The following is an 18019-nucleotide window of genomic DNA, read 5'->3' on the forward strand; positions in this document are numbered from 1 at the left end:
AGACCTTTTTGACTTGAACGTTCATAAGAGAAAAACTCCTTTACGTTCCTTGTGTGTCAAGGATTCATTCGACATCGGAACGAAAAAATCCTCCCGATTTTCGTCGAGAGGGTGCGAAATGTGAGTTGATATATCAAGCAGTTTCCCAATATACCCCCTCCCGCTATGCTCCGATTGAGCTTCTCAATTTGTTTTCCCAAATTATTTCCCTGGATATTTCCCAACGTTCCATTTTCGTGCCTCCTGCCCTTCTTTCTGCTAATTTATTCCAATTCGACGGGCACTTTTTGGCTCTTCACCACAACATGTACTTGACAAGCAATACGGTTTCCTGAACAAAGATGTGCAAAAATCACTGATTTGTTGATTTTCCCTCACAAGCGTAAATAGGGTATGTTCAGAAAAAATCAAGTACAACTTTTGGTGAAGAGCCCACTTTTTATTTTCTTGGTATTTTGTACCAATTAGCTCCTCAAAACCTGAAACCCTTTGTGCGGCAAGGGATTGGAGGCTTTGGTGGGGCTTGAGTGGGATGGACATGAATTATTTTCTCTTGACATAGTAGGGAATTTAAAATGGGTTGATCAGGATCCTGCGGTTGGTTTGCCAAAGTAGGCAAGGGGAAGGTCGTTTTTTAATATTGCCACACCTGGCATGTGATACAATATTGAAAAGATAGAAAGTCGGTATAACCTTGGATACTTGCAATAACACTGCATGAAAGGGATGGAAATATGGACTGTTGTGCTCCGACAAACCGTGTGGGAACGATGAAAACGAATTGCCCGAACTGCGGGCAAAACGGACGACGGGTGCCGCTGATCACGCTCAAGTCGTTGTTGAAACCTGCGGCTTTGGCGACGCTTGAACCTGACCGTGATTACGCCTTTTGCCCGAACCCGTCCTGCGAAACGGTCTATTTTGCGTGGGACGGTTCGCTGACTTTTGCCGTAGGAGACTTGAAAGTGCCCGTGTTTCAAAAGGATTCGGACATGGATGTTCCTGTTTGTTACTGTTTTGACTGGACGCGGGAACGCATTGAGCGAGCTGTGCGGAACGGCGGAGAGCCGCTTCAGGAAATCAAAGCCCATGTCCAGGCAGGGCGATGCGGTTGTGAAGTGAACAACCCCCAGGGGGCTTGTTGCATGGGGAACGTGGCGGAATTTATATTCGACAGGTGAACGGGAACTGACCTGTTGAACATGGATCGGTTGCACGCTTATCCAACCATCTTTTAACCAATCATCGACCTGCACAATTATCAGCACCTGCCCATCCGCATATGACATAGAAGTTCTTCAAAAAAACAGGAGGGAACTTCTATGTTTTTGATTCCAGAGCACCAGGAGAGGTACGAGCATTTCTTGAAGCCTTTGTATGGAATGCTACTTGAAATTTCGTGGTTGTTGCGGCTCTTGCAGTACCAGTTTTTTGCCTGCGGAGTTAAAACCGAATGTGAACTACCAGATAAGGGTGAAGTTCGTAGGGACAGGGGATAGGAATTATGTGGTATGCGACGAATGTTATAATTTAATTCGAAGCGAGTTTCCTGATTTATTTGCAAATCAATGATTTTACATAGATGCGAACAGTGTTCATGAAAGGATGGGAAAAATGACCCTAACAGATAGGATTATAACTTTATTAACAGAGAAGGATGGGTTAACAGATCGGGAAATTACTGATATCTTATTGGGTAAAAATAATCCGCAACAATCAGTGAATCAAGCCTGTAGAAATTTGGCGAATAGAGGTTTGCTTAGGCGGGTTGTCCGTAAGGATGGTTTAATAGGTAATTTTTTAACCGATGACGGATTAGTAGTGAATTCGGCTCAAGGAAACGATTCCAAGATAACAGAGAATACAGATTCGAAGTTGAAAGAAGACTATATTAAAGAGGTCTTGCAGGCATACCTGCATTCAGAAGGATGGGAAACACAAATTGCGTGGGGAAAAACACCTGGAATTGATATAAACGCAATCCGAGGTAATGAGCGTTGGATTATTGAGGTGAAGGGTCTAGGAACATCAAATCCAATGAACGTGAATTATTTCTTAGGGGTATTGGCGGAAACTTTGCAAAGAATGGAGGATCCCAATGCCAAATACAGCATCGCATTACCAGATGTGAAACAGTTTCGAAATCTTTGGGACAGGCTACCTCTGTTAGCGAAGAAGAGAACAGGAATCACGGCATTATTTATCGATGAACAAGGCAATGTCAGCGAGTGCCTATGATAAAACCTAAAGATTGGTCTGTCATACCTAGCACCCTCTTTAGCTTTCCTGTCACGAATTGACACTTGAAAAATGGAGATCATTTGGCTGAGTTGGTTAGACAGGCGGGAAGAGTCTAACCTGTTCGGGTTTCATGGCGGCGAATGGCCACCGCTTTTTGAGGGTTTCTTTTCCTCGCGATGCTTCGCCCGTGTGCTCTTGTCACGCCAGACTGGGCCATTGCATAAGATAGTAGCAGATTCCAAGTGTGAGGAGAGTGAACAGGCAATTGAATCCGAATTACGCCCATCCGTATATTAGCACTCAGTGGCCTTACCCGATGTCCAGTTACTGCCCCCCTCATTATGACTGGTGGAGCTGGTCACCGTATGCTTATGGTATGCTACAACATGCAAGGAACGACAGGTTTCCTCCCATCAAATTGAGAGATTACGGCGGAAAACCGTTCGTTGTCAATATTGAGAGAGCCGCCGAGCAAAATCAAAATTTCCGAACCGCATTATGGACAGGAAAACATTTGCAAGTGACGTTGATGAGCATTGAGGTAGGAGGAGATATTGGACTGGAAGTTCATCCGAATGTGGACCAGTTTATTCGTATTGAACAAGGACAGGGTCTTGTGCAGATGGGGGAACGAAAAGACCGTCTGGATTTTGAAAGAAGAGTGTCCGAAGGTGACGCGATCATGATTCCAGCTGGGACGTGGCATAATGTGACCAATATAGGGCATGTTCCCTTGAAGCTATATTCCATTTATGCTCCGCCCGAGCATCCGTTTGGCACGGTTCACAGGACGAAAGCCGAGGCCATGGCCGATTATCGGTGACTGATTTGGCAGTTTCGTTGGAAACCAGAGTTATGTCAGGTTTTCAATTGATTATGGGAAAAAGTAGCCGCAGAGCCCTTCGTCAGGGGTGTTCTGCGGTTTTTGCTTTCAAACGAGGGGTGCCGCCTGCAACATTTAGGGGTTCGTTTGGCAGAACGTCGCGGCTGATCAAAGCGTTTGTGCAGCTTGTTCGCTTCGGTTGGGCGTAGGCGCAATCTTGCGTGTTTCCGGTTGTCATTTTTGCCTCATTGGCGCTGACGAAGATCGCGCCGCTTCCGCTATTGCCGCGGTATGATTGGCTGCTTGTTATTTGCCTGCTCATGCAATGGTGGATGGTGCGGTCAGGGATGGAAACGCGGGGTGAACTCAAAGTGATCACCTTGTTCCACGTCATTGGACTTGCGCTCGAGCTGTTTAAAGTGCGCATGGGTTCGTGGTCGTATCCGGAAGAGGGGTATACGAAAATCTTTGGCGTGCCCTTGTACAGCGGGTTTATGTATGCGAGCGTCGCCAGCTATCTTTGCCAGGCGTGGCGAAGGCTGAAGGTGGAGTTGGTGCAATGGCCGCCGTTTTGGATGGTCGTTCCTCTCGCTTCGGCGATTTACTTGAATTTTTTCACCCACCATTATTGGGTGGACGTTCGTTGGTGGCTCTCAAGCCTCGTCATGCTTGTCTTTTGGCGGTCATGGGTGACGTATGAGGTCGGGGGAGTCCGCTACCGGATGCCGCTTGTTTTGTCCTTTTTGCTGATCGGGTTTTTCATCTGGATCGCGGAAAACATCGCCACCTTTTTTGGCGCTTGGCAATATCCAAACCAGGTGAAGGCGTGGAGCCTTGTTCATCTTGGGAAGGTGAGTTCGTGGTGTTTGCTTGTTATTGTCAGTTTTCTCATCGTGGCGACGTTAAAGCAAGTGAAAACAATGGCTGTGACAGGGGCAGTGGAGCGTTCACATGAAGATGGAAAATCGTTGTAAGCCGAGCAGGGCGGGGATTTGGCTGGTCGTTGCTCGGCTTTTTCCTTGATGAGCCGCCCGCTCCTCACGGAAGCTGTGCCTTGATTTCTTCCATTTGCGCGAGGTGGCGCTGTTCATGATAGCCGACAAATTCCACCCATTGCTTCAAATTCAGTGGCCCAAAAATTGGATGCGGGAACGATTTGGCTTCCAAGTCAGCCGGGTTGGCTTGCTCCGTGATTTGGCGCAACCGCTGCCGCGATTGGCGTAATTTTTCTTCCAGTTCGTGTCGAGTGAAAAAGCGGTCGCTCGGGCGGGCGAAATCAGGCGCCTCCACTTTTTTCGAACGATCAACGGTCAAGTGGATCGGTTTCTCCTCGACCGGTTGGCTCTCGCCATGCTTTAATGTATAGGCGATCATGGCTGCGATCGATGTTTCGATTAAGTACAGGTGTTCGAGCACTTGGGCGATCGTCCAACTTCCGTCCGCCACTCGGGTGTTCAGCTGTTCGTCCGACAGCCCGGAAACGCTTTTGATCAGCTGTTGGCGCACTTGCTCATTATGATCCATCATGTTTCCCTCATTTCGATGTAGATTTGGTTTCATCGTACGATAAGGAAGATCAACCGTAAAGCCGTTTTGTGTTCGCCGTGATCATGGTTTTGACTTGTTCGATATCTCGGCCATAGTGTGCCGCCACGGCTCGCGCGGAGTCCAATAGCCATAACGGCGTCGTCAGTTTTCCGGCAAACGGGCCTGCAAACGGCCATGGGCCATCGGTTTCAAGGAGCAGCTGCTCGATGGGAACGAGGGATAACAGCTGCTTGTCGCGCTCGCGGTAGCACACTTCCGGCGTGATGGAGATGTAGTAGCCGCATTGGACGATTTGTTTGACCACGGCAGGCTCGGCCTTCAGCCAGTGGAAATGGGCTTGTCGGACGCCAGCTTGCTGCAAGATGGCCAAGGCGGTTTCGGCGCGGTCGTAGACGGCGTGAAGGGCGAGCGGCAAGGAGGCATCCGCGGCGATGGCCGCGATTTCGGTTAATCGTTCTTGATACGCGGGCAGCTTGGCGCATGCTTCCGCTGAATAGTATGGCAGCCCGACTTCGCCGATGGCGGCGAGCAGCGGCCGCTCTTGCTTGACAAGCTCTGTCCATTCGTTCCAATCGGCTTCGCTTGGCAGCGGTTGCTCGGGATGAAAACCGATGGCGGCGTAGACGAAGGAAGGGAATCGCTGTTTCAACTCGAGCGTTCGGCAGCTGGAGCGCAAATCGGTGGATACGGCGACGACGCCGGTGATGCCCGCTTCTTGCCAACGGTTGATTTGTTCATCGATGTCCGTGTACTGGTCGAGATGAATATGAGCGTCGATCATCCACAGCGACCTCCCCTGTCCTTTTTGCCGTCCCGCTGGCTGAGGCTTTTCGCCTTTTCATCCCCATTCCTTATCAATCTGGTACTTGCGGATGCGGTATTGCAAGTTTTGTCGGCTCAAACCAAGCGCTTTGGCCGTTTTGGTGATGTTGAAGCCGTGATGCTGCAGCGCCTTGCGGATGTAGTAAATTTCGACTTCTTCCATGTATTTGTCAAGAGGCAAAATGTCTTCCGTATCAAATAAAAAGTCCGTTTTCGTTTCGTCGGGCGCCAGCTTGGCTCGAAAAGGGGCAGGCAGATGGGCGAGGGTGATGGTTTGTTCTTGTTCCATCGTCGCCATCGTTTCCAAAATGACGGCCTCAAGCTCGCGCACGTTGCCGGGCCAGCTGTAAGCAAGAAACGCCTCTTGCACGTCATCGCCGAGTCCTTCGACATGTAGGCCATAGCGCTCGTTGCCTTGACGGATGAAATGGATAGCGAGCGGCAAAATGTCCTCTTTCCGTTCGCGCAACGGCGGCAGGACGATGCAGTGGACGGCAATTTGGTAGTAAAGCGATTTGATCAATTCTCCGTTTTGGACCGCGTCAATCGGGTCGCCGCTTGTCGAGGCGATGAGGCGAACGTCCGCACGAACCGGTTCTTGGCCATGGGCGCGGACAAACTGTTTTTCTTGCAGGAAACGGGCAAGTTTTTGTTGAAGCGGCAGGCTTAACGAGTCAATATCGTCAAGCAGGACGGTGCCGCCGTCCGCTTGTTCAAACAAGCCGGGCTGGATCTCGCCGTCTTCTTCGCTGCCAAACAGCATCGTTTCCATCCAATCGTCCGGAAGCGACAAACACGTTTGCGCAAAAAACGGCTTAGCTCGCCGTTCGCTTTCGTGGTGAATGCAGGAAGCGAGCAAGTCTTTTCCTGTCCCTTTCTCCCCAATGAGCAGCACAGACGCCTCGGAGCGGGCGGCATGACGAGCAAGGCGGATGGCCTTTTGCATGGCTTCGCTTTGGCCGATGATGTCTGCAAACGTGCGACCGGCTTCACCGCGTTGGTGGTGCTCTTGGATCAGCTTGCGGAATTTGGTGATGTCTTTGGCGATTTCCACGGCGCCGATGATGCGCCCGTCTTTTTGCAGCGGGTGTGTTTGATTGACCGTTGTCACGGCTTGTCCTTTGTTATTGAAATAGGTTTGCTGCTTGTTCAGAATGCTTTCACCGGTGCGCAGCGCTTCAAGCAATGTGCTCGGCTGCTCCGGGTTGAAGCGGAAGACGTCCAAAATGTTTTTATCGAGCACGTCCTCGATGTTCATACCCTCGATGTCCCGCATTTTCCGGTTGTAAATGACGGTTTTCCCATGTTGATCGACCGCATGGACGCCAAGGTCGATCATTTCGAGAATTTGCTCATACATTGATAAAAGCGTTTCCATATCCCGGTTCACGATCAGCACCTCTCTTTTTTGTATTATAGCATAAGGTGGACGGGAGACAGGAAGGGAAAGAAAGATGTGAAAAAATTTTTTGCTAAATATATTGAAAATAGAAAAAAATAATTTCATAATAAAGTTGTAATACATTATAAATTGAAAAATAATTTTGCATAAAAGGAGGTTGCTATTCGTTTGATAAAAATGTAAGCGATTGCGGAATCTATCATAGAGAGGGGAGAGTTTTCGGATGCAACCAGTGCAAGAACTGAAACGAGAGCTAAAAAGCAGGCATTTATTTATGATCGCGCTAGGCGGAGTGATCGGCACCGGTTTGTTTTTAGGATCGGGTTATACGATTCATGAGGCGGGGCCAGGAGGGGCTGTCGTTGCGTATCTTTTTGGCGGATTGGTTATGTATTTGACCATGCTTTCGTTAGGAGAATTGGCCGTGAGAATTCCTGATGCCGGGTCGTATCAGACGTATGCGACGAAATTCATCTCGCCGGCAGTGGGGTATTGCATCGGTTGGCTGTCATGGCTGAACTGGTCGGTGACGGTCGGCATCGAGCTGCTCACGGTCAGCATTTTGATGAAGCGATGGTTTCCTGATGTGCCGACGTGGGTGTTTTGTGCGGTCTTCGCTTTGCTCTTGTTTTTGATCAACGCCTTGTCTGTCAAAGGATTTGGCGAGGTGGAGTTTTGGTTTTCGAGCATCAAGGTGCTGACGGTGATCGCCTTTATTGTTCTCGGTCTGGCGGCGATGTTCGGAGTCATCCATATGAAAAATGGACAACCTGCTCCGTTTTTCTCGAACTTTACAGACCATGGGGGCTTGTTTCCAAATGGGTTTTGGGCGATCTTTACGACGATGATCCTCGTGAACTTTTCGTTCCAGGGGACGGAATTGGTCGGCGTGGCGGCAGGGGAAAGCCGCGAGCCGGAAAAAACGGTGCCGGTTGCGTTGCGCAACACCGTATGGCGCATTTTGATCTTCTTTATTTTGGCCATTTTTGTGCTGGCTGGTTTGTTTCCGTGGGAGAAAGCCGGCGTTGTGGAAAGCCCGTTTGTTGAGGTGTTTGACAACATTGGCATTCCGTATGCAGCCGATATCATGAACTTTGTCATCATTACCGCGGTGCTGTCGGTGGCCAACTCGGGCTTATATGCGACATCGCGTGTCCTCTGGTCGATGTCGCGCCAAGGCATGGTCACTCCGTTTTTCAGCAAGCTATCGAAACGCGGCGTGCCCATCAATGCGCTTATTGCCAGCATTGCCATCGGCTGCTTGTCTCTGTTGTGCAGCGTGTATGCGGAAGATACGGTGTACGTCTGGCTGACGGCGATCGCCGGATTTGGCGCCGTCACGGTGTGGGCTTCCATCGCGCTGTCAAGCTATTTCGGCCGGAAAGCGTTTTTGCGCGAAGGCGGCGATGTGCGCGATCTGAAATACAGGACGCCGTTGTATCCGTTCGTGCCGCTGGCCGCGTTTGCGTTGAATATGGCGACGATCATCGGACTGGCCTTTATCCCAGATCAACGGATCGCGCTTTACTGCGGCATTCCGTTTTTGCTCGCTTGCTACGGGTACTACCACCTTGTGGCGAAAAAACGGGTTCAGCCCCTAGCCGCAGAAGAAGGGGAGCTCAAGGCCGCCAAGTAAAAACAATTGAAAAAAGCCATAATCATTTGCATAATATAACTATGAAACCGTTTTATAACGAAAAATTTTTTTGCCTTTAAAAGGAGGATGACCAAATGGTGCAGCCGTACAGACACGAACCGCTCACCGACTTTACCGTAGAAGCAAACCGTGAGGCGTTTTTAGCGGCGCTCAAAAAAGTGGAATCGGAGCTTGGGCGCGATTATCCGCTTGTGATCGGCGGCGAGCGGGTGATGACGGAGGACAAAATCATTTCGATCAATCCGGCGAACAAAACGGAAGTGGTCGGCCGGGTGGCGAAAGCGAACAAAGAGCTGGCGGAGCGGGCGATGAAAACCGCTGATGAGGCGTTCCGCACTTGGAGCCGGACAAGTCCGGAAGCGCGGGCCGATATTTTGTTCAGGGCGGCGGCGATCGTGCGCCGGCGCAAGCACGAGTTTTCCGCTTGGCTGGTGAAAGAAGCAGGCAAACCGTGGCGCGAAGCGGACGCCGATACCGCGGAAGCGATTGACTTTATGGAATATTACGGCCGGCAAATGTTGAAGTTGAAAGACGGCATTCCGGTCGAAAGCCGTCCGGGGGAAACGAACCGCTTTTTCTATATCCCGCTTGGCGTCGGTGTCGTCATTTCACCGTGGAACTTCCCGTTTGCTATTATGGCGGGGACAACGGTCGCTTCGCTTGTGACGGGCAATACGGTGCTGCTGAAACCGGCGAGCGCAACGCCGGTGGTGGCGTATAAATTTGTGGAAGTGTTGGAAGAAGCGGGGCTTCCGGCTGGTGTATTGAACTATATCCCGGGCAGCGGCGCGGAAGTCGGCGACTATTTGGTTGACCATCCGCGCACAAGATTTATCAGCTTCACCGGATCACGGGATGTCGGCATCCGCATTTATGAGCGGGCAGCGAAAGTGCACCCAGGGCAAATTTGGCTGAAGCGGGTCATCGCGGAAATGGGCGGCAAAGACGCCATCGTTGTGGACAAGGAAGCCGACCTGGAACTGGCGGCGCAATCGATTGTCGCGTCGGCGTTTGGCTTTTCGGGGCAAAAATGTTCGGCGTGCTCGCGCGCGATCATCGTCGAAGATGTGTATGATCAAGTGCTCAGCCGTGTCGTCGAGCTGACAAAGCAGCTTAACGTCGGCGACCCGGCGGAGCAAGCGACGTTTATGGGGCCGGTGATCGACCAAAACGCGTACAACAAAATTATGGAATATATCGAGATCGGAAAACAGGAAGGCCGTCTCATGACGGGCGGGGAAGGAGACGATGCAAAGGGCTTCTTCATCCAGCCGACAGTGTTTGCTGATGTCGACCCGAACGCGCGCATCATGCAGGAGGAAATTTTCGGACCGGTCGTGGCGTTTGCGAAAGCGCGCGACTTTGACCATGCTCTTGAGATCGCGAACAACACCGAATACGGTCTGACAGGAGCCGTCATTTCGCGCAACCGGGCGAATCTCGAAAAAGCGCGGCACGAGTTCCATGTTGGCAACTTGTACTTCAACCGCGGCTGCACAGGGGCCATTGTCGGCTATCAGCCGTTTGGCGGCTTTAACATGTCAGGCACCGACTCGAAAGCTGGCGGCCCGGACTATTTGATTCTCCATATGCAAGCGAAAACCGTATCGGAAATGTTTTAATGGCGGGGCGGCCGCAGCCGCCCTTTTCCTGTAATGGAACGTTGGTCCGTCAATCGTCGGATGAAGGCAAACGTTGTCCGTGAAGGTGGAGAGTGAGGAAAAAAGGGGGATTTTGATGACGACAAAATCGCAACAGCTCATCGAACAAACGGAACGATATGGAGCACGAAATTATCATCCATTGCCGATTGTCATTTCGGAAGCGGAAGGGGTATGGGTGAAAGACCCAGAGGGCAACCGCTATATGGACATGTTAAGCGCTTATTCCGCTGTCAACCAAGGCCATCGCCATCCGAAGATTATTGAAGCGTTGAAAAAGCAAGCCGATCGGGTGACGCTCACATCGCGCGCGTTCCATAACGACCAGCTCGGCCCGTGGTACGAAAAAGTGTGCCGGTTGACGAAAAAAGAGATGGTGCTGCCGATGAACACGGGCGCCGAGGCGGTGGAAACGGCGCTCAAGGCGGCGCGCCGCTGGGCGTATGACGTCAAAGGCGTCCCGGACAACCAAGCCGAAATCATCGTTTGTGAAGGAAACTTCCACGGCCGGACGCTTGCCGCCGTGTCGCTGTCGTCCGAACCGGCTTATAAACGCGGGTTTGGACCGCTGCTATCCGGAGTGAAAATCATCCCGTACGGCGACATCGAAGCGTTGAAAGCGGCGATTACACCGAATACGGCGGCGTTTCTTGTCGAACCGATCCAAGGAGAAGCCGGCATCCGCATTCCACCGCAAGGATTTTTAAAAGCGGCGTATGACGTATGCAAAGCGAACAACGTCCTGTTCATCGCGGACGAAATTCAAACCGGTCTCGGCCGGACCGGGAAGTTGTTTGCCTGCGACTGGGAAGAGGTTGTGCCCGATATGTATATTTTAGGGAAAGCGTTGGGCGGCGGGGTGTTCCCGATTTCTTGCGTCGTCGCCAACCGCGACATTTTGTCGGTGTTTGAACCCGGTTCGCACGGATCGACGTTTGGCGGCAATCCGCTTGCATGTGCGGTGTCGATCGCGGCGCTCGAAGTGATTGAAGAAGAGCGTCTAGCGGAGCGTTCGCTTGAGCTTGGCGAATACTTCCTTTCGAAACTAAAACAAATCCGAAACGACGATATTAAAGAGATCCGCGGCCGCGGCTTATTTATCGGCGTCGAGCTGCATGTGCCGGCGCGTCCGTACTGTGAGGCGCTGAAAGAGCAAGGATTGCTTTGCAAGGAAACGCACGAGACGGTCATTCGTTTCGCACCGCCGCTCATCATTACGAAAGAGGAATTGGATTGGGCGTTCGAACGGATTGCGAATGTCTTGTCCCGTCCATAAATCGAGTCAAAGAGGCGAATGAGACGATGGAAGAAAATATGTTTCTCTCCACCCAGCGCGTGATCAAAGAGGCGCTGGCCAAACTTGGCTACGGCGAGGAGATGTATGAGCTGCTCAAAGAACCTTTGCGCGTCCTTACCGTACGCATTCCCGTCCGTATGGATGACGGAACGGTGAAAGTGTTTACCGGCTACCGCGCCCAGCATAGCGATGCCGTAGGGCCGACCAAGGGAGGCATTCGTTTTCATCCGGATGTCACCGAGGAAGAAGTCAAGGCGCTGTCGATGTGGATGACGATCAAAGCCGGAATTGTCGGCTTGCCGTATGGCGGCGGCAAAGGTGGGATCGTCTGCGACCCGCGGAACATGTCGATGGGTGAGCTGGAGCGGCTCAGCCGCGGCTATGTGCGGGCGATCAGCCAGATCGTGGGGCCATCCAAAGATATCCCGGCGCCGGACGTGTTTACCAACTCGCAAATTATGGCGTGGATGATGGATGAATATAGCCGCATCCGCGAATTTGACTCGCCTGGGTTTATCACCGGCAAGCCGCTTGTGCTCGGCGGCTCCCAAGGCCGGGAAAAAGCGACGGCGCTCGGTGTCACGATTTGCATCGAAGAAGCAGCGAAAAAAGCGGGAATCGAGTTGCAGGGGGCGCGGGTCATTATTCAAGGATTCGGCAATGCAGGCAGCTTTTTGGCCAAGTTTTTGCATGAAGCTGGAGCTCGCGTCATTGGCATTTCCGATGCGTATGGCGCGTTGTATGACCCGAACGGACTGGATATTCCGTATTTGTTGGATCGCCGCGACAGTTTTGGCACGGTGACAACGCTGTTTGAGAATGTCATCACCAATCAAGAGCTGCTGGAAAAAGAGTGTGATATTTTAGTTCCGGCCGCGGTAGCGAATCAAATTACGCGTGACAATGCCGCGAATATTCGCGCTAAAATTGTGGTCGAGGCGGCCAACGGCCCGACGACGCTGGAAGCGACCAAAATCTTGACGGAGCGGGGCGTGCTATTGGTGCCTGATGTGCTGGCGAGCGCTGGCGGGGTGACGGTTTCCTATTTTGAATGGGTGCAAAACAACCAAGGCTATTATTGGACGGAAGAGGAAGTCGTCGAGAAGTTGAAAGAGAAATTGACGAGCGCGTTTCATCGCGTCTATGAATTGGCGGAATCGCGCCGTGTGGATATGCGCATGGCGGCGTACATGATCGGGCTGCGCCAAACAGCAGAAGCAGCTCGCTACCGCGGTTGGGTATAATCATGGAAAGGTTGTTGCTAGGGGGGCGTGCCGTCCATCCTCATCTGCTTGGGGGTGGGCGGCCTTTCGTTTGCGAGACGCCGATGAAGCCGGTGATATCGAAGGGAGAGCGAAAGCAAGCTGCTTTTCTTTTTTGCAAAGGATCTTTTTTTGTACTACCATATCATATACATACATTATGAGGAAAGAGACATGCGTACATACAATGAGCCGTGCGGAAGGGAGAGAATGGCGCCATGCAGGCGTGGATCACTGATTTTATGGAGCAATTTGGCTATATCGGCATTTTTTTTATGATCGCGCTGGAAAATATCTTTCCGCCGATTCCGTCGGAAGTCATTTTGCCGTTTGGCGGGTTTATGACGACGTACACGTCTTTGACGGTGCCTGGCGTTATTGCGGCGGCGACCGCCGGTTCGGTTGCCGGGGCATTGGTGCTGTACGGCATCGGCCGGCTGTTGTCGGTTGAGCGGCTCGAGCGGATCGTTGACCGTTGGGGCGGATGGCTGCGGGTGAAGCCGGAAGACATCGCCAAGGCGAACCTGACGTTTCACCGCTATGGGGTGTGGGCCGTTTTTTTCGGGCGCATGGTTCCGCTTGTACGCAGCTTGATTTCCATCCCGGCGGGCATGGCGAAGATGAATATAGGGCTGTTTGTCTGGCTGTCGGTGCTGGGCACGCTCATTTGGAATACGATTTTAATCTCGATCGGGGCGGCGCTCGGTGAGTCGTGGGGGAAAGTATCCGAAGTGATTGGGATGTACGCCGAAGTGGTGTATGTCATTATTGCTGCGATCATTTTGATTGGAGCTGTCCGCTTTTGGAAGCGGCGCCGGGCTTCTTAATTCCGGCATTTTAAGGAATGGTTTTGCCAAAAAGGGCTGCGCGCCCAAGGCTGTTTTTCGGTCTTGGAGCCAGCCCTTTTCGCATCGCAAACGGAAAAATTCCCGTTTCAAAGTGAAACGGGAGTAGAGAGATGAAGATGAAGGCAGTTGAACGAGCTTATCCGCCATCCTTGATCCGTCTCATGGCCATCAAAAGGTTCAACGCTTCAATAACAAATAAATGAAGTATGGTGCACCGATGAATGACACAACAACTCCGGCCGGAAGCGGTTCGGCGAGAACGTTTCGCCCGATCGTGTCAGCGGCAAGCAGCAGCCAGCCGCCGATGAGCATCGCTGCCGGAATGGCCCGCTCATGGCGCGGGCCGATGATCATTTTGGCGATGTGCGGCGCCATTAAGCCGATAAAAGAGATGCCCCCGGTTACAGCGACGGCCGCTGCAGCGACGGCGACCGCTGTCGCCATCAGTACGAGCCGCTCGCGGCGAACATGAACGCCGACGCCGATGGCGACCGGATCGCCTAAATGCAAAAGGTTTAGCCGTTTCGCCCGATATAGACCGATCAATGCACCGATGACAAGCCACGGCAGCATCGCCCAAACAAACGGCCAATCATCGCCCCAAATGTTTCCGGAAAGCCATCTGGCGATAAAGTCGACTTTCGTTCGGTCCGCGGCGGAAATGAGGATGATCATGAGCCCGGAGAGCGCCATCGAAAACCCGATCCCGGTCAGGACGAACGATACCGGCTGCAGCCCGGTTGTTTGATGGTAGGAAACGGCGTACATGGCCGCCGCCGTCAACAGTGCTCCCACTAAGGCGACGAGCGGCAGAGCATAAAGGAACGTCCCGGCTTCAATCGGGAAAAATAAAAAGAATATAGCGACGCCTGCGCCGGCACCGGCGTTGATGCCCAATATGCCCGGATCGGCGAGCTCATTTCGGGTGGTGCCTTGCAGCATCGCTCCCGACAAGGCGAGCGCCATCCCGGCGAGCAACGTAATCACGATGCGCGGCAGGCGGAGAGAAAACAAAATAAACGCTTCTTGCATCGAACCGTAGCCGAACAGTGTCGGCGCGATGCGTCCGTACGAGAGCGGCGCTTCGCCGGTGCCCAACGCGATGGCGGCTGTTGCGGCAATAAGCAACAAAAGCATGCCTAACACTGCTGTGATGCGCATTCTCATTCAAAGCCCCTCCCTTTTTTCCGCACGACAAACAGGAAAAACGGCAAGCCGATCACCGCAACGATGGCTGCCACTGGCGTTTCAAATGGGGCATTGACCGTGCGGGCCGCCGTATCAGCGACGATCATGCCGGTCGCGCCGACCGTGGCCGACAGCGGGATGATAAATCGGTAATCGGCGCCGGCGATTGCGCGCACAAGATGAGGGATCATCAAGCCGATGAAGGTGATGTTGCCGGCGATGGCGACCGATGCTCCTGTTAATAAAAACACAGCGGAAAACAGCCACGTTTTGACGGCTGTTGTTTTTTGTCCGACGCCAACGGCGACGTCTTCGCTCAAGCTAAGAATCGTCAGCTGCCGCGAATACCATACGGCAATGGCGAGCCCGATCACGATGAGCGGAATGATGACTGACAGCTGTTTCCACGACGTTCCGGCTACCCCGCCCGATGTCCACATCGAAACGTCTTTGGAAATATGAAAATAAAGGCCAACTCCTTCAGCGACGGCAAACAAAAGCGCTGAGACCGCCGAGCCGGCTAGGACGATGCGCAATGGAGAAAAGCCGCCTTTGCGGGCGGCGCCGATGCCAAAGACCGTCCCTGCTCCCACAGCCGCCCCAAGCAAACAGGCGATGGTGATTGCGAGATAATGGGCGGAAGGAAAAAAGGCCATCGTTATGGCCAACGCTGCGTTCGCTCCAGCGGTTAAGCCGAGCAGTCCTGGGTCAGCAAGCGGGTTGCGTGTCATTCCTTGCATGATCGCCCCAGCGACGGCGAGTCCGGCGCCGACAAAGGCCGCCGCGGTTTCCCGAGGCAAACGGAGCTCGCGAATCAAGTCCAGTTGTTTACCTTGTTCATCGGAAAAGAGCGCGCGCCATACGTCACTCCATGTCGTATCAGCGACGCCGATGGCCATGGATCCGAACCAGATGGCCATCAGCAGGATAAGAGAGAAGAGAAACGTATAACGAAACGGCCATAGCCGGCGGTTTGCTTCCATCGGCGGTTTCCTCCTTTTCACAAGAAAGGACGGGACATTCACTGTCCGTGAACGCCCCGTCTCGTCATTATTGGCCTAAAAAATGCTTTTTAAAGAAATCGAGCTGGTAGTCTAACGTAATCGGGTCATTGAAATAAAACGCCTTGGCATCAGCGACGAACATACGGCCGTTTTTGACAGCAGGGATGTTTTTAAACGTGTTCGTTTCCATAAACGATGTATCGCCGTCGCCGTTTTTGCTTAAGATGAGGTAATCGCCGACAAACTGCGGCAGCGCTTCAAGGGAAACGGCATAGTAGCCCGGTTTGAGCGCCTGCTCTTCGACCGCTTTTGGCATTTTCAGCTTCATTTCTTGATACAAAATTTCTGTGCCGCGCGCCCAATTGTTGCCGAACACATACAGCTGCTTATCAAAGTTTTCGGCTACGGTGACCGTTGCGTTTTCGCCAATTTTCGCCCGGATTTCTTCCCCGGCTTGTTGCGCCCGTTGTTTGAAGTCGTCAATCCATGCTTTCGCTTCTTTTTCTTTATTTAACAGTTTACCAATCTCTAGAAACTGTGTTAAATAATCGACCTTTCCGTATGTAAACGTGACGGTCGGGGCGATTTTGCTTAATTTATCGACGTTTTTCGTATTGGATAATCCGATAATTAAGTCCGGTTTTAACGCCATAATTTTTTCAATGTCTTCATCGGTCACGACTTCGGCATCTTTCAGTTTTTCTTGAAAAAGCGGGCTCATTTTCGACCACGAATCCACGCCAACAATGGGGACGTCCAAGGCCAGCACATGCCCAGCAAACGTCGATAAGACGACGACGCGTTTTGGATCAGCCGGTACTTCCACCGGTCCGTTTTCCGATTGGTATGTAATCGTTTCCGGCTTTTTTTCTTTTGGTGAAGCGCTGCTGTTCTTGTTGTCGTCCGCCGCGTTGCCGCAGGCGCTTAGCACAAGCGCCAAAAGAAGCAACAAGGAAAGCCATGTTTTCCTCATGACGAATCAAGCCTCCCTAAGCAGTTGATAAGTGAAGCAAATCGGTTTGTTCGTCCGCGGGTCGCGGCCGATGTCAGCGTCAATGCCAAACACGTCGCGAAGCACATCGCGGCAAATGACGTCTTCGCTCGGCCCGGCTTTGACGATCGTGCCCGCCTTCATGGCGATCACATAGTCGGAAAACCGCGCCGCTTGGTTAATGTCATGGAGCACCATCACAATTGTCCGCCCTTCTTCTTTGTTCAGCCGTTCAAGCAGCTCGAGCACCTCGAGCTGGTGGGCGATGTCCAAATACGTCGTCGGTTCGTCCAAAAAGATGATGTCCGTCTCTTGAGCGAGCGCCATGGCGATCCAGACGCGCTGCCGCTGTCCGCCGGAGAGGGCGTCAACCGGCCGGTGTTTCAAATCGGCTGTTTTCGTTACGGCAAGCGCCCAGTCGATTGCTTCGTAATCTTGTTTCGTTAGGCGGCCCCATCCTCTTTGATAAGGGAAGCGGCCGTACGAGACGAGCTCAGCGACGGTCAATCCGCTTGTCGCTTCCGGCGTCTGCGGCAAAATAGCTATTTTTTTCGCCAGTTCTTTCGTTGGCTGTTGCGAAATGGCCCGGCCGTCCAAAATGACGGCGCCGGACTGCGGGGAAATGATGCGCGTCAACGTCTTGAGCAGCGTCGATTTTCCGCATCCGTTTGGTCCAATAATGGCTGTGATTTGTCGGTCGGGAATGCGGACGGACAAGCGTTCGAAAATCGTCCGGTCATCGTAGCGGACGGTCAACTCCTCGGCGTATAGGCGGACCATGAGGCCACCTCCTTCCGGATCAAGAAAATGATAATCAATATCAATATTATTATAGCGCATCCAATGAAAAAAACAATGATTTTTTGAAAATGGGAATCAATTTTATATAGATGCAATTTAAAGCTTTAACATTTTTCGTCTTTGCCGGTCATTGCATCCGACTGTCGAGTGACCGAACAACGCCGCTTCCAGACCCATGAATGGGTCTGTGAAGCGAGTCGTTGTTCGGTCTTCCGTCACGCTAAGGCGTGACGGAGGCAAGCCACACGCTTGCCTTCGACAGTCGAAAATGGGCAAACCACTTTTCTGTCAAGGATATGTTAAACTTCTTTGTTGCATCTATATAGTTGCAAAGAAGTGACTAATGAGTGTTGCGAAATAACAACATTTTTTAGCTGAATAACGGCAGAACTGTTGTTGCGAGATTGCAACAATATGTTGTTGTTTGGCAACAAGCGATCAAGTAAGATGAATTTTAGAAGGTTGGTGATTTAA

Annotated in this window: 16 protein-coding genes; 9 read left to right on the plus strand and 7 right to left on the minus strand. The window is 52.0% G+C overall.

All coding sequences use genetic code 11. The features are described 5' to 3' along the window. The first annotated feature begins 734 nt into the window (after positions 1 to 734). The 4 genes from ACVBDQ_RS11260 to ACVBDQ_RS11275 all read left to right on the plus strand — a co-directional run bounded on the left by ACVBDQ_RS11260 (position 735) and on the right by ACVBDQ_RS11275 (position 4038). A complete protein-coding gene (locus ACVBDQ_RS11260) occupies positions 735 to 1181 on the plus strand; it encodes a putative iron-sulfur cluster-binding metallochaperone (RefSeq protein WP_014194633.1) in 447 nt (148 codons plus the stop codon). A 433-nt stretch (positions 1182 to 1614) separates the two neighbouring features. Continuing rightward, positions 1615 to 2238 (plus strand): hypothetical protein, encoded by a 624-nt coding sequence (locus ACVBDQ_RS11265; protein ID WP_015373749.1) that lies wholly within the window; start codon positions 1615 to 1617, stop codon positions 2236 to 2238. 268 nt (positions 2239 to 2506) lie between these two features. Further along, a complete protein-coding gene (locus tag ACVBDQ_RS11270; RefSeq protein ID WP_084544565.1) occupies positions 2507 to 3064 on the plus strand; it encodes a cupin domain-containing protein in 558 nt (185 codons plus the stop codon). 221 nt (positions 3065 to 3285) lie between these two features. Beyond that, positions 3286 to 4038 (plus strand): DUF817 domain-containing protein, encoded by a 753-nt coding sequence (locus tag ACVBDQ_RS11275; protein ID WP_446663228.1) that lies wholly within the window; start codon positions 3286 to 3288, stop codon positions 4036 to 4038. A 64-nt stretch (positions 4039 to 4102) separates the two neighbouring features. On the opposite strand, the gene ACVBDQ_RS11280 is transcribed toward ACVBDQ_RS11275, so the two are convergent. Genes ACVBDQ_RS11280 through ACVBDQ_RS11290 form a run of 3 tightly spaced genes read right to left on the minus strand, consistent with a single transcriptional unit; the run spans position 4103 to position 6824 of the window. Further along, positions 4103 to 4591, minus strand: a complete 489-nt coding sequence (locus ACVBDQ_RS11280; RefSeq protein ID WP_081653261.1) for a DinB family protein — start codon at positions 4589 to 4591, stop codon at positions 4103 to 4105. A gap of 49 nt (positions 4592 to 4640) precedes the next feature. Next, the gene (locus tag ACVBDQ_RS11285; RefSeq protein WP_062898306.1) at positions 4641 to 5393 is read right to left on the minus strand and encodes a TatD family hydrolase; all 753 of its coding nucleotides are present in this window, start codon (positions 5391 to 5393) and stop codon (positions 4641 to 4643) included. Between the two features lie 57 nt (positions 5394 to 5450). Next, on the minus strand, positions 5451 to 6824 hold the full coding sequence (locus ACVBDQ_RS11290) for a sigma-54 interaction domain-containing protein (RefSeq protein WP_011229695.1): 1374 nt from the start codon (positions 6822 to 6824) through the stop codon (positions 5451 to 5453). Between the two features lie 235 nt (positions 6825 to 7059). Between ACVBDQ_RS11290 and ACVBDQ_RS11295 the strand changes: the two genes are divergently transcribed. The 5 genes from ACVBDQ_RS11295 (at position 7060) to ACVBDQ_RS11315 (ending at position 13540) form a co-directional block, all read left to right on the plus strand. Then, complete coding sequence (locus tag ACVBDQ_RS11295; RefSeq protein WP_011229696.1) at positions 7060 to 8472, plus strand: amino acid permease; 1413 nt, start codon at positions 7060 to 7062, stop codon at positions 8470 to 8472. A 95-nt stretch (positions 8473 to 8567) separates the two neighbouring features. Next, positions 8568 to 10115: an L-glutamate gamma-semialdehyde dehydrogenase gene (gene pruA / locus ACVBDQ_RS11300; protein WP_011229697.1), complete on the plus strand. Its 1548-nt coding sequence runs from the start codon at positions 8568 to 8570 to the stop codon at positions 10113 to 10115. A 115-nt stretch (positions 10116 to 10230) separates the two neighbouring features. Then, on the plus strand, positions 10231 to 11430 hold the full coding sequence (locus tag ACVBDQ_RS11305; RefSeq protein WP_011229698.1) for an ornithine--oxo-acid transaminase: 1200 nt from the start codon (positions 10231 to 10233) through the stop codon (positions 11428 to 11430). A 26-nt stretch (positions 11431 to 11456) separates the two neighbouring features. After that, a complete protein-coding gene (locus ACVBDQ_RS11310; protein WP_014194643.1) occupies positions 11457 to 12695 on the plus strand; it encodes a Glu/Leu/Phe/Val family dehydrogenase in 1239 nt (412 codons plus the stop codon). Between the two features lie 236 nt (positions 12696 to 12931). Further along, positions 12932 to 13540: a DedA family protein gene (locus ACVBDQ_RS11315; protein WP_011229700.1), complete on the plus strand. Its 609-nt coding sequence runs from the start codon at positions 12932 to 12934 to the stop codon at positions 13538 to 13540. 198 nt (positions 13541 to 13738) lie between these two features. On the opposite strand, the gene ACVBDQ_RS11320 is transcribed toward ACVBDQ_RS11315, so the two are convergent. From ACVBDQ_RS11320 to ACVBDQ_RS11335, 4 genes are all read right to left on the minus strand, one after another. Then, on the minus strand, positions 13739 to 14728 hold the full coding sequence (locus tag ACVBDQ_RS11320) for a FecCD family ABC transporter permease (protein WP_011229701.1): 990 nt from the start codon (positions 14726 to 14728) through the stop codon (positions 13739 to 13741). Further along, entirely contained in the window at positions 14725 to 15732 is a 1008-nt protein-coding gene (locus ACVBDQ_RS11325) for a FecCD family ABC transporter permease (protein WP_011229702.1), read from the minus strand. Before ACVBDQ_RS11325 ends, ACVBDQ_RS11320 begins: the two co-directional genes overlap by 4 nt. A 67-nt stretch (positions 15733 to 15799) precedes the next feature. Next, positions 15800 to 16726 (minus strand): iron-hydroxamate ABC transporter substrate-binding protein, encoded by a 927-nt coding sequence (locus tag ACVBDQ_RS11330; RefSeq protein WP_021322045.1) that lies wholly within the window; start codon positions 16724 to 16726, stop codon positions 15800 to 15802. Between the two features lie 6 nt (positions 16727 to 16732). Continuing rightward, on the minus strand, positions 16733 to 17524 hold the full coding sequence (locus ACVBDQ_RS11335; RefSeq protein WP_011229704.1) for an ABC transporter ATP-binding protein: 792 nt from the start codon (positions 17522 to 17524) through the stop codon (positions 16733 to 16735). Positions 17525 to 18019: the final 495 nt, after the last annotated feature.

Source organism: Geobacillus sp. CCR, from assembly GCF_052906625.1.

Coding starts and splice junctions, on each gene's coding strand:
- ACVBDQ_RS11260 (WP_014194633.1), top strand. CDS start 735: ATGGACTGTTGTGCTCCGACAAACCGTGTGGGAACGATGAAAACGAAT.
- ACVBDQ_RS11265 (WP_015373749.1), top strand. CDS start 1,615: ATGACCCTAACAGATAGGATTATAACTTTATTAACAGAGAAGGATGGG.
- ACVBDQ_RS11280 (WP_081653261.1), bottom strand. CDS start 4,591: ATGATGGATCATAATGAGCAAGTGCGCCAACAGCTGATCAAAAGCGTT.
- ACVBDQ_RS11285 (WP_062898306.1), bottom strand. CDS start 5,393: ATGATCGACGCTCATATTCATCTCGACCAGTACACGGACATCGATGAA.
- ACVBDQ_RS11295 (WP_011229696.1), top strand. CDS start 7,060: ATGCAACCAGTGCAAGAACTGAAACGAGAGCTAAAAAGCAGGCATTTA.
- pruA (WP_011229697.1), top strand. CDS start 8,568: ATGGTGCAGCCGTACAGACACGAACCGCTCACCGACTTTACCGTAGAA.
- ACVBDQ_RS11305 (WP_011229698.1), top strand. CDS start 10,231: ATGACGACAAAATCGCAACAGCTCATCGAACAAACGGAACGATATGGA.
- ACVBDQ_RS11310 (WP_014194643.1), top strand. CDS start 11,457: ATGGAAGAAAATATGTTTCTCTCCACCCAGCGCGTGATCAAAGAGGCG.
- ACVBDQ_RS11315 (WP_011229700.1), top strand. CDS start 12,932: ATGCAGGCGTGGATCACTGATTTTATGGAGCAATTTGGCTATATCGGC.
- ACVBDQ_RS11320 (WP_011229701.1), bottom strand. CDS start 14,728: ATGAGAATGCGCATCACAGCAGTGTTAGGCATGCTTTTGTTGCTTATT.
- ACVBDQ_RS11325 (WP_011229702.1), bottom strand. CDS start 15,732: ATGGAAGCAAACCGCCGGCTATGGCCGTTTCGTTATACGTTTCTCTTC.
- ACVBDQ_RS11330 (WP_021322045.1), bottom strand. CDS start 16,726: ATGAGGAAAACATGGCTTTCCTTGTTGCTTCTTTTGGCGCTTGTGCTA.
- ACVBDQ_RS11335 (WP_011229704.1), bottom strand. CDS start 17,524: ATGGTCCGCCTATACGCCGAGGAGTTGACCGTCCGCTACGATGACCGG.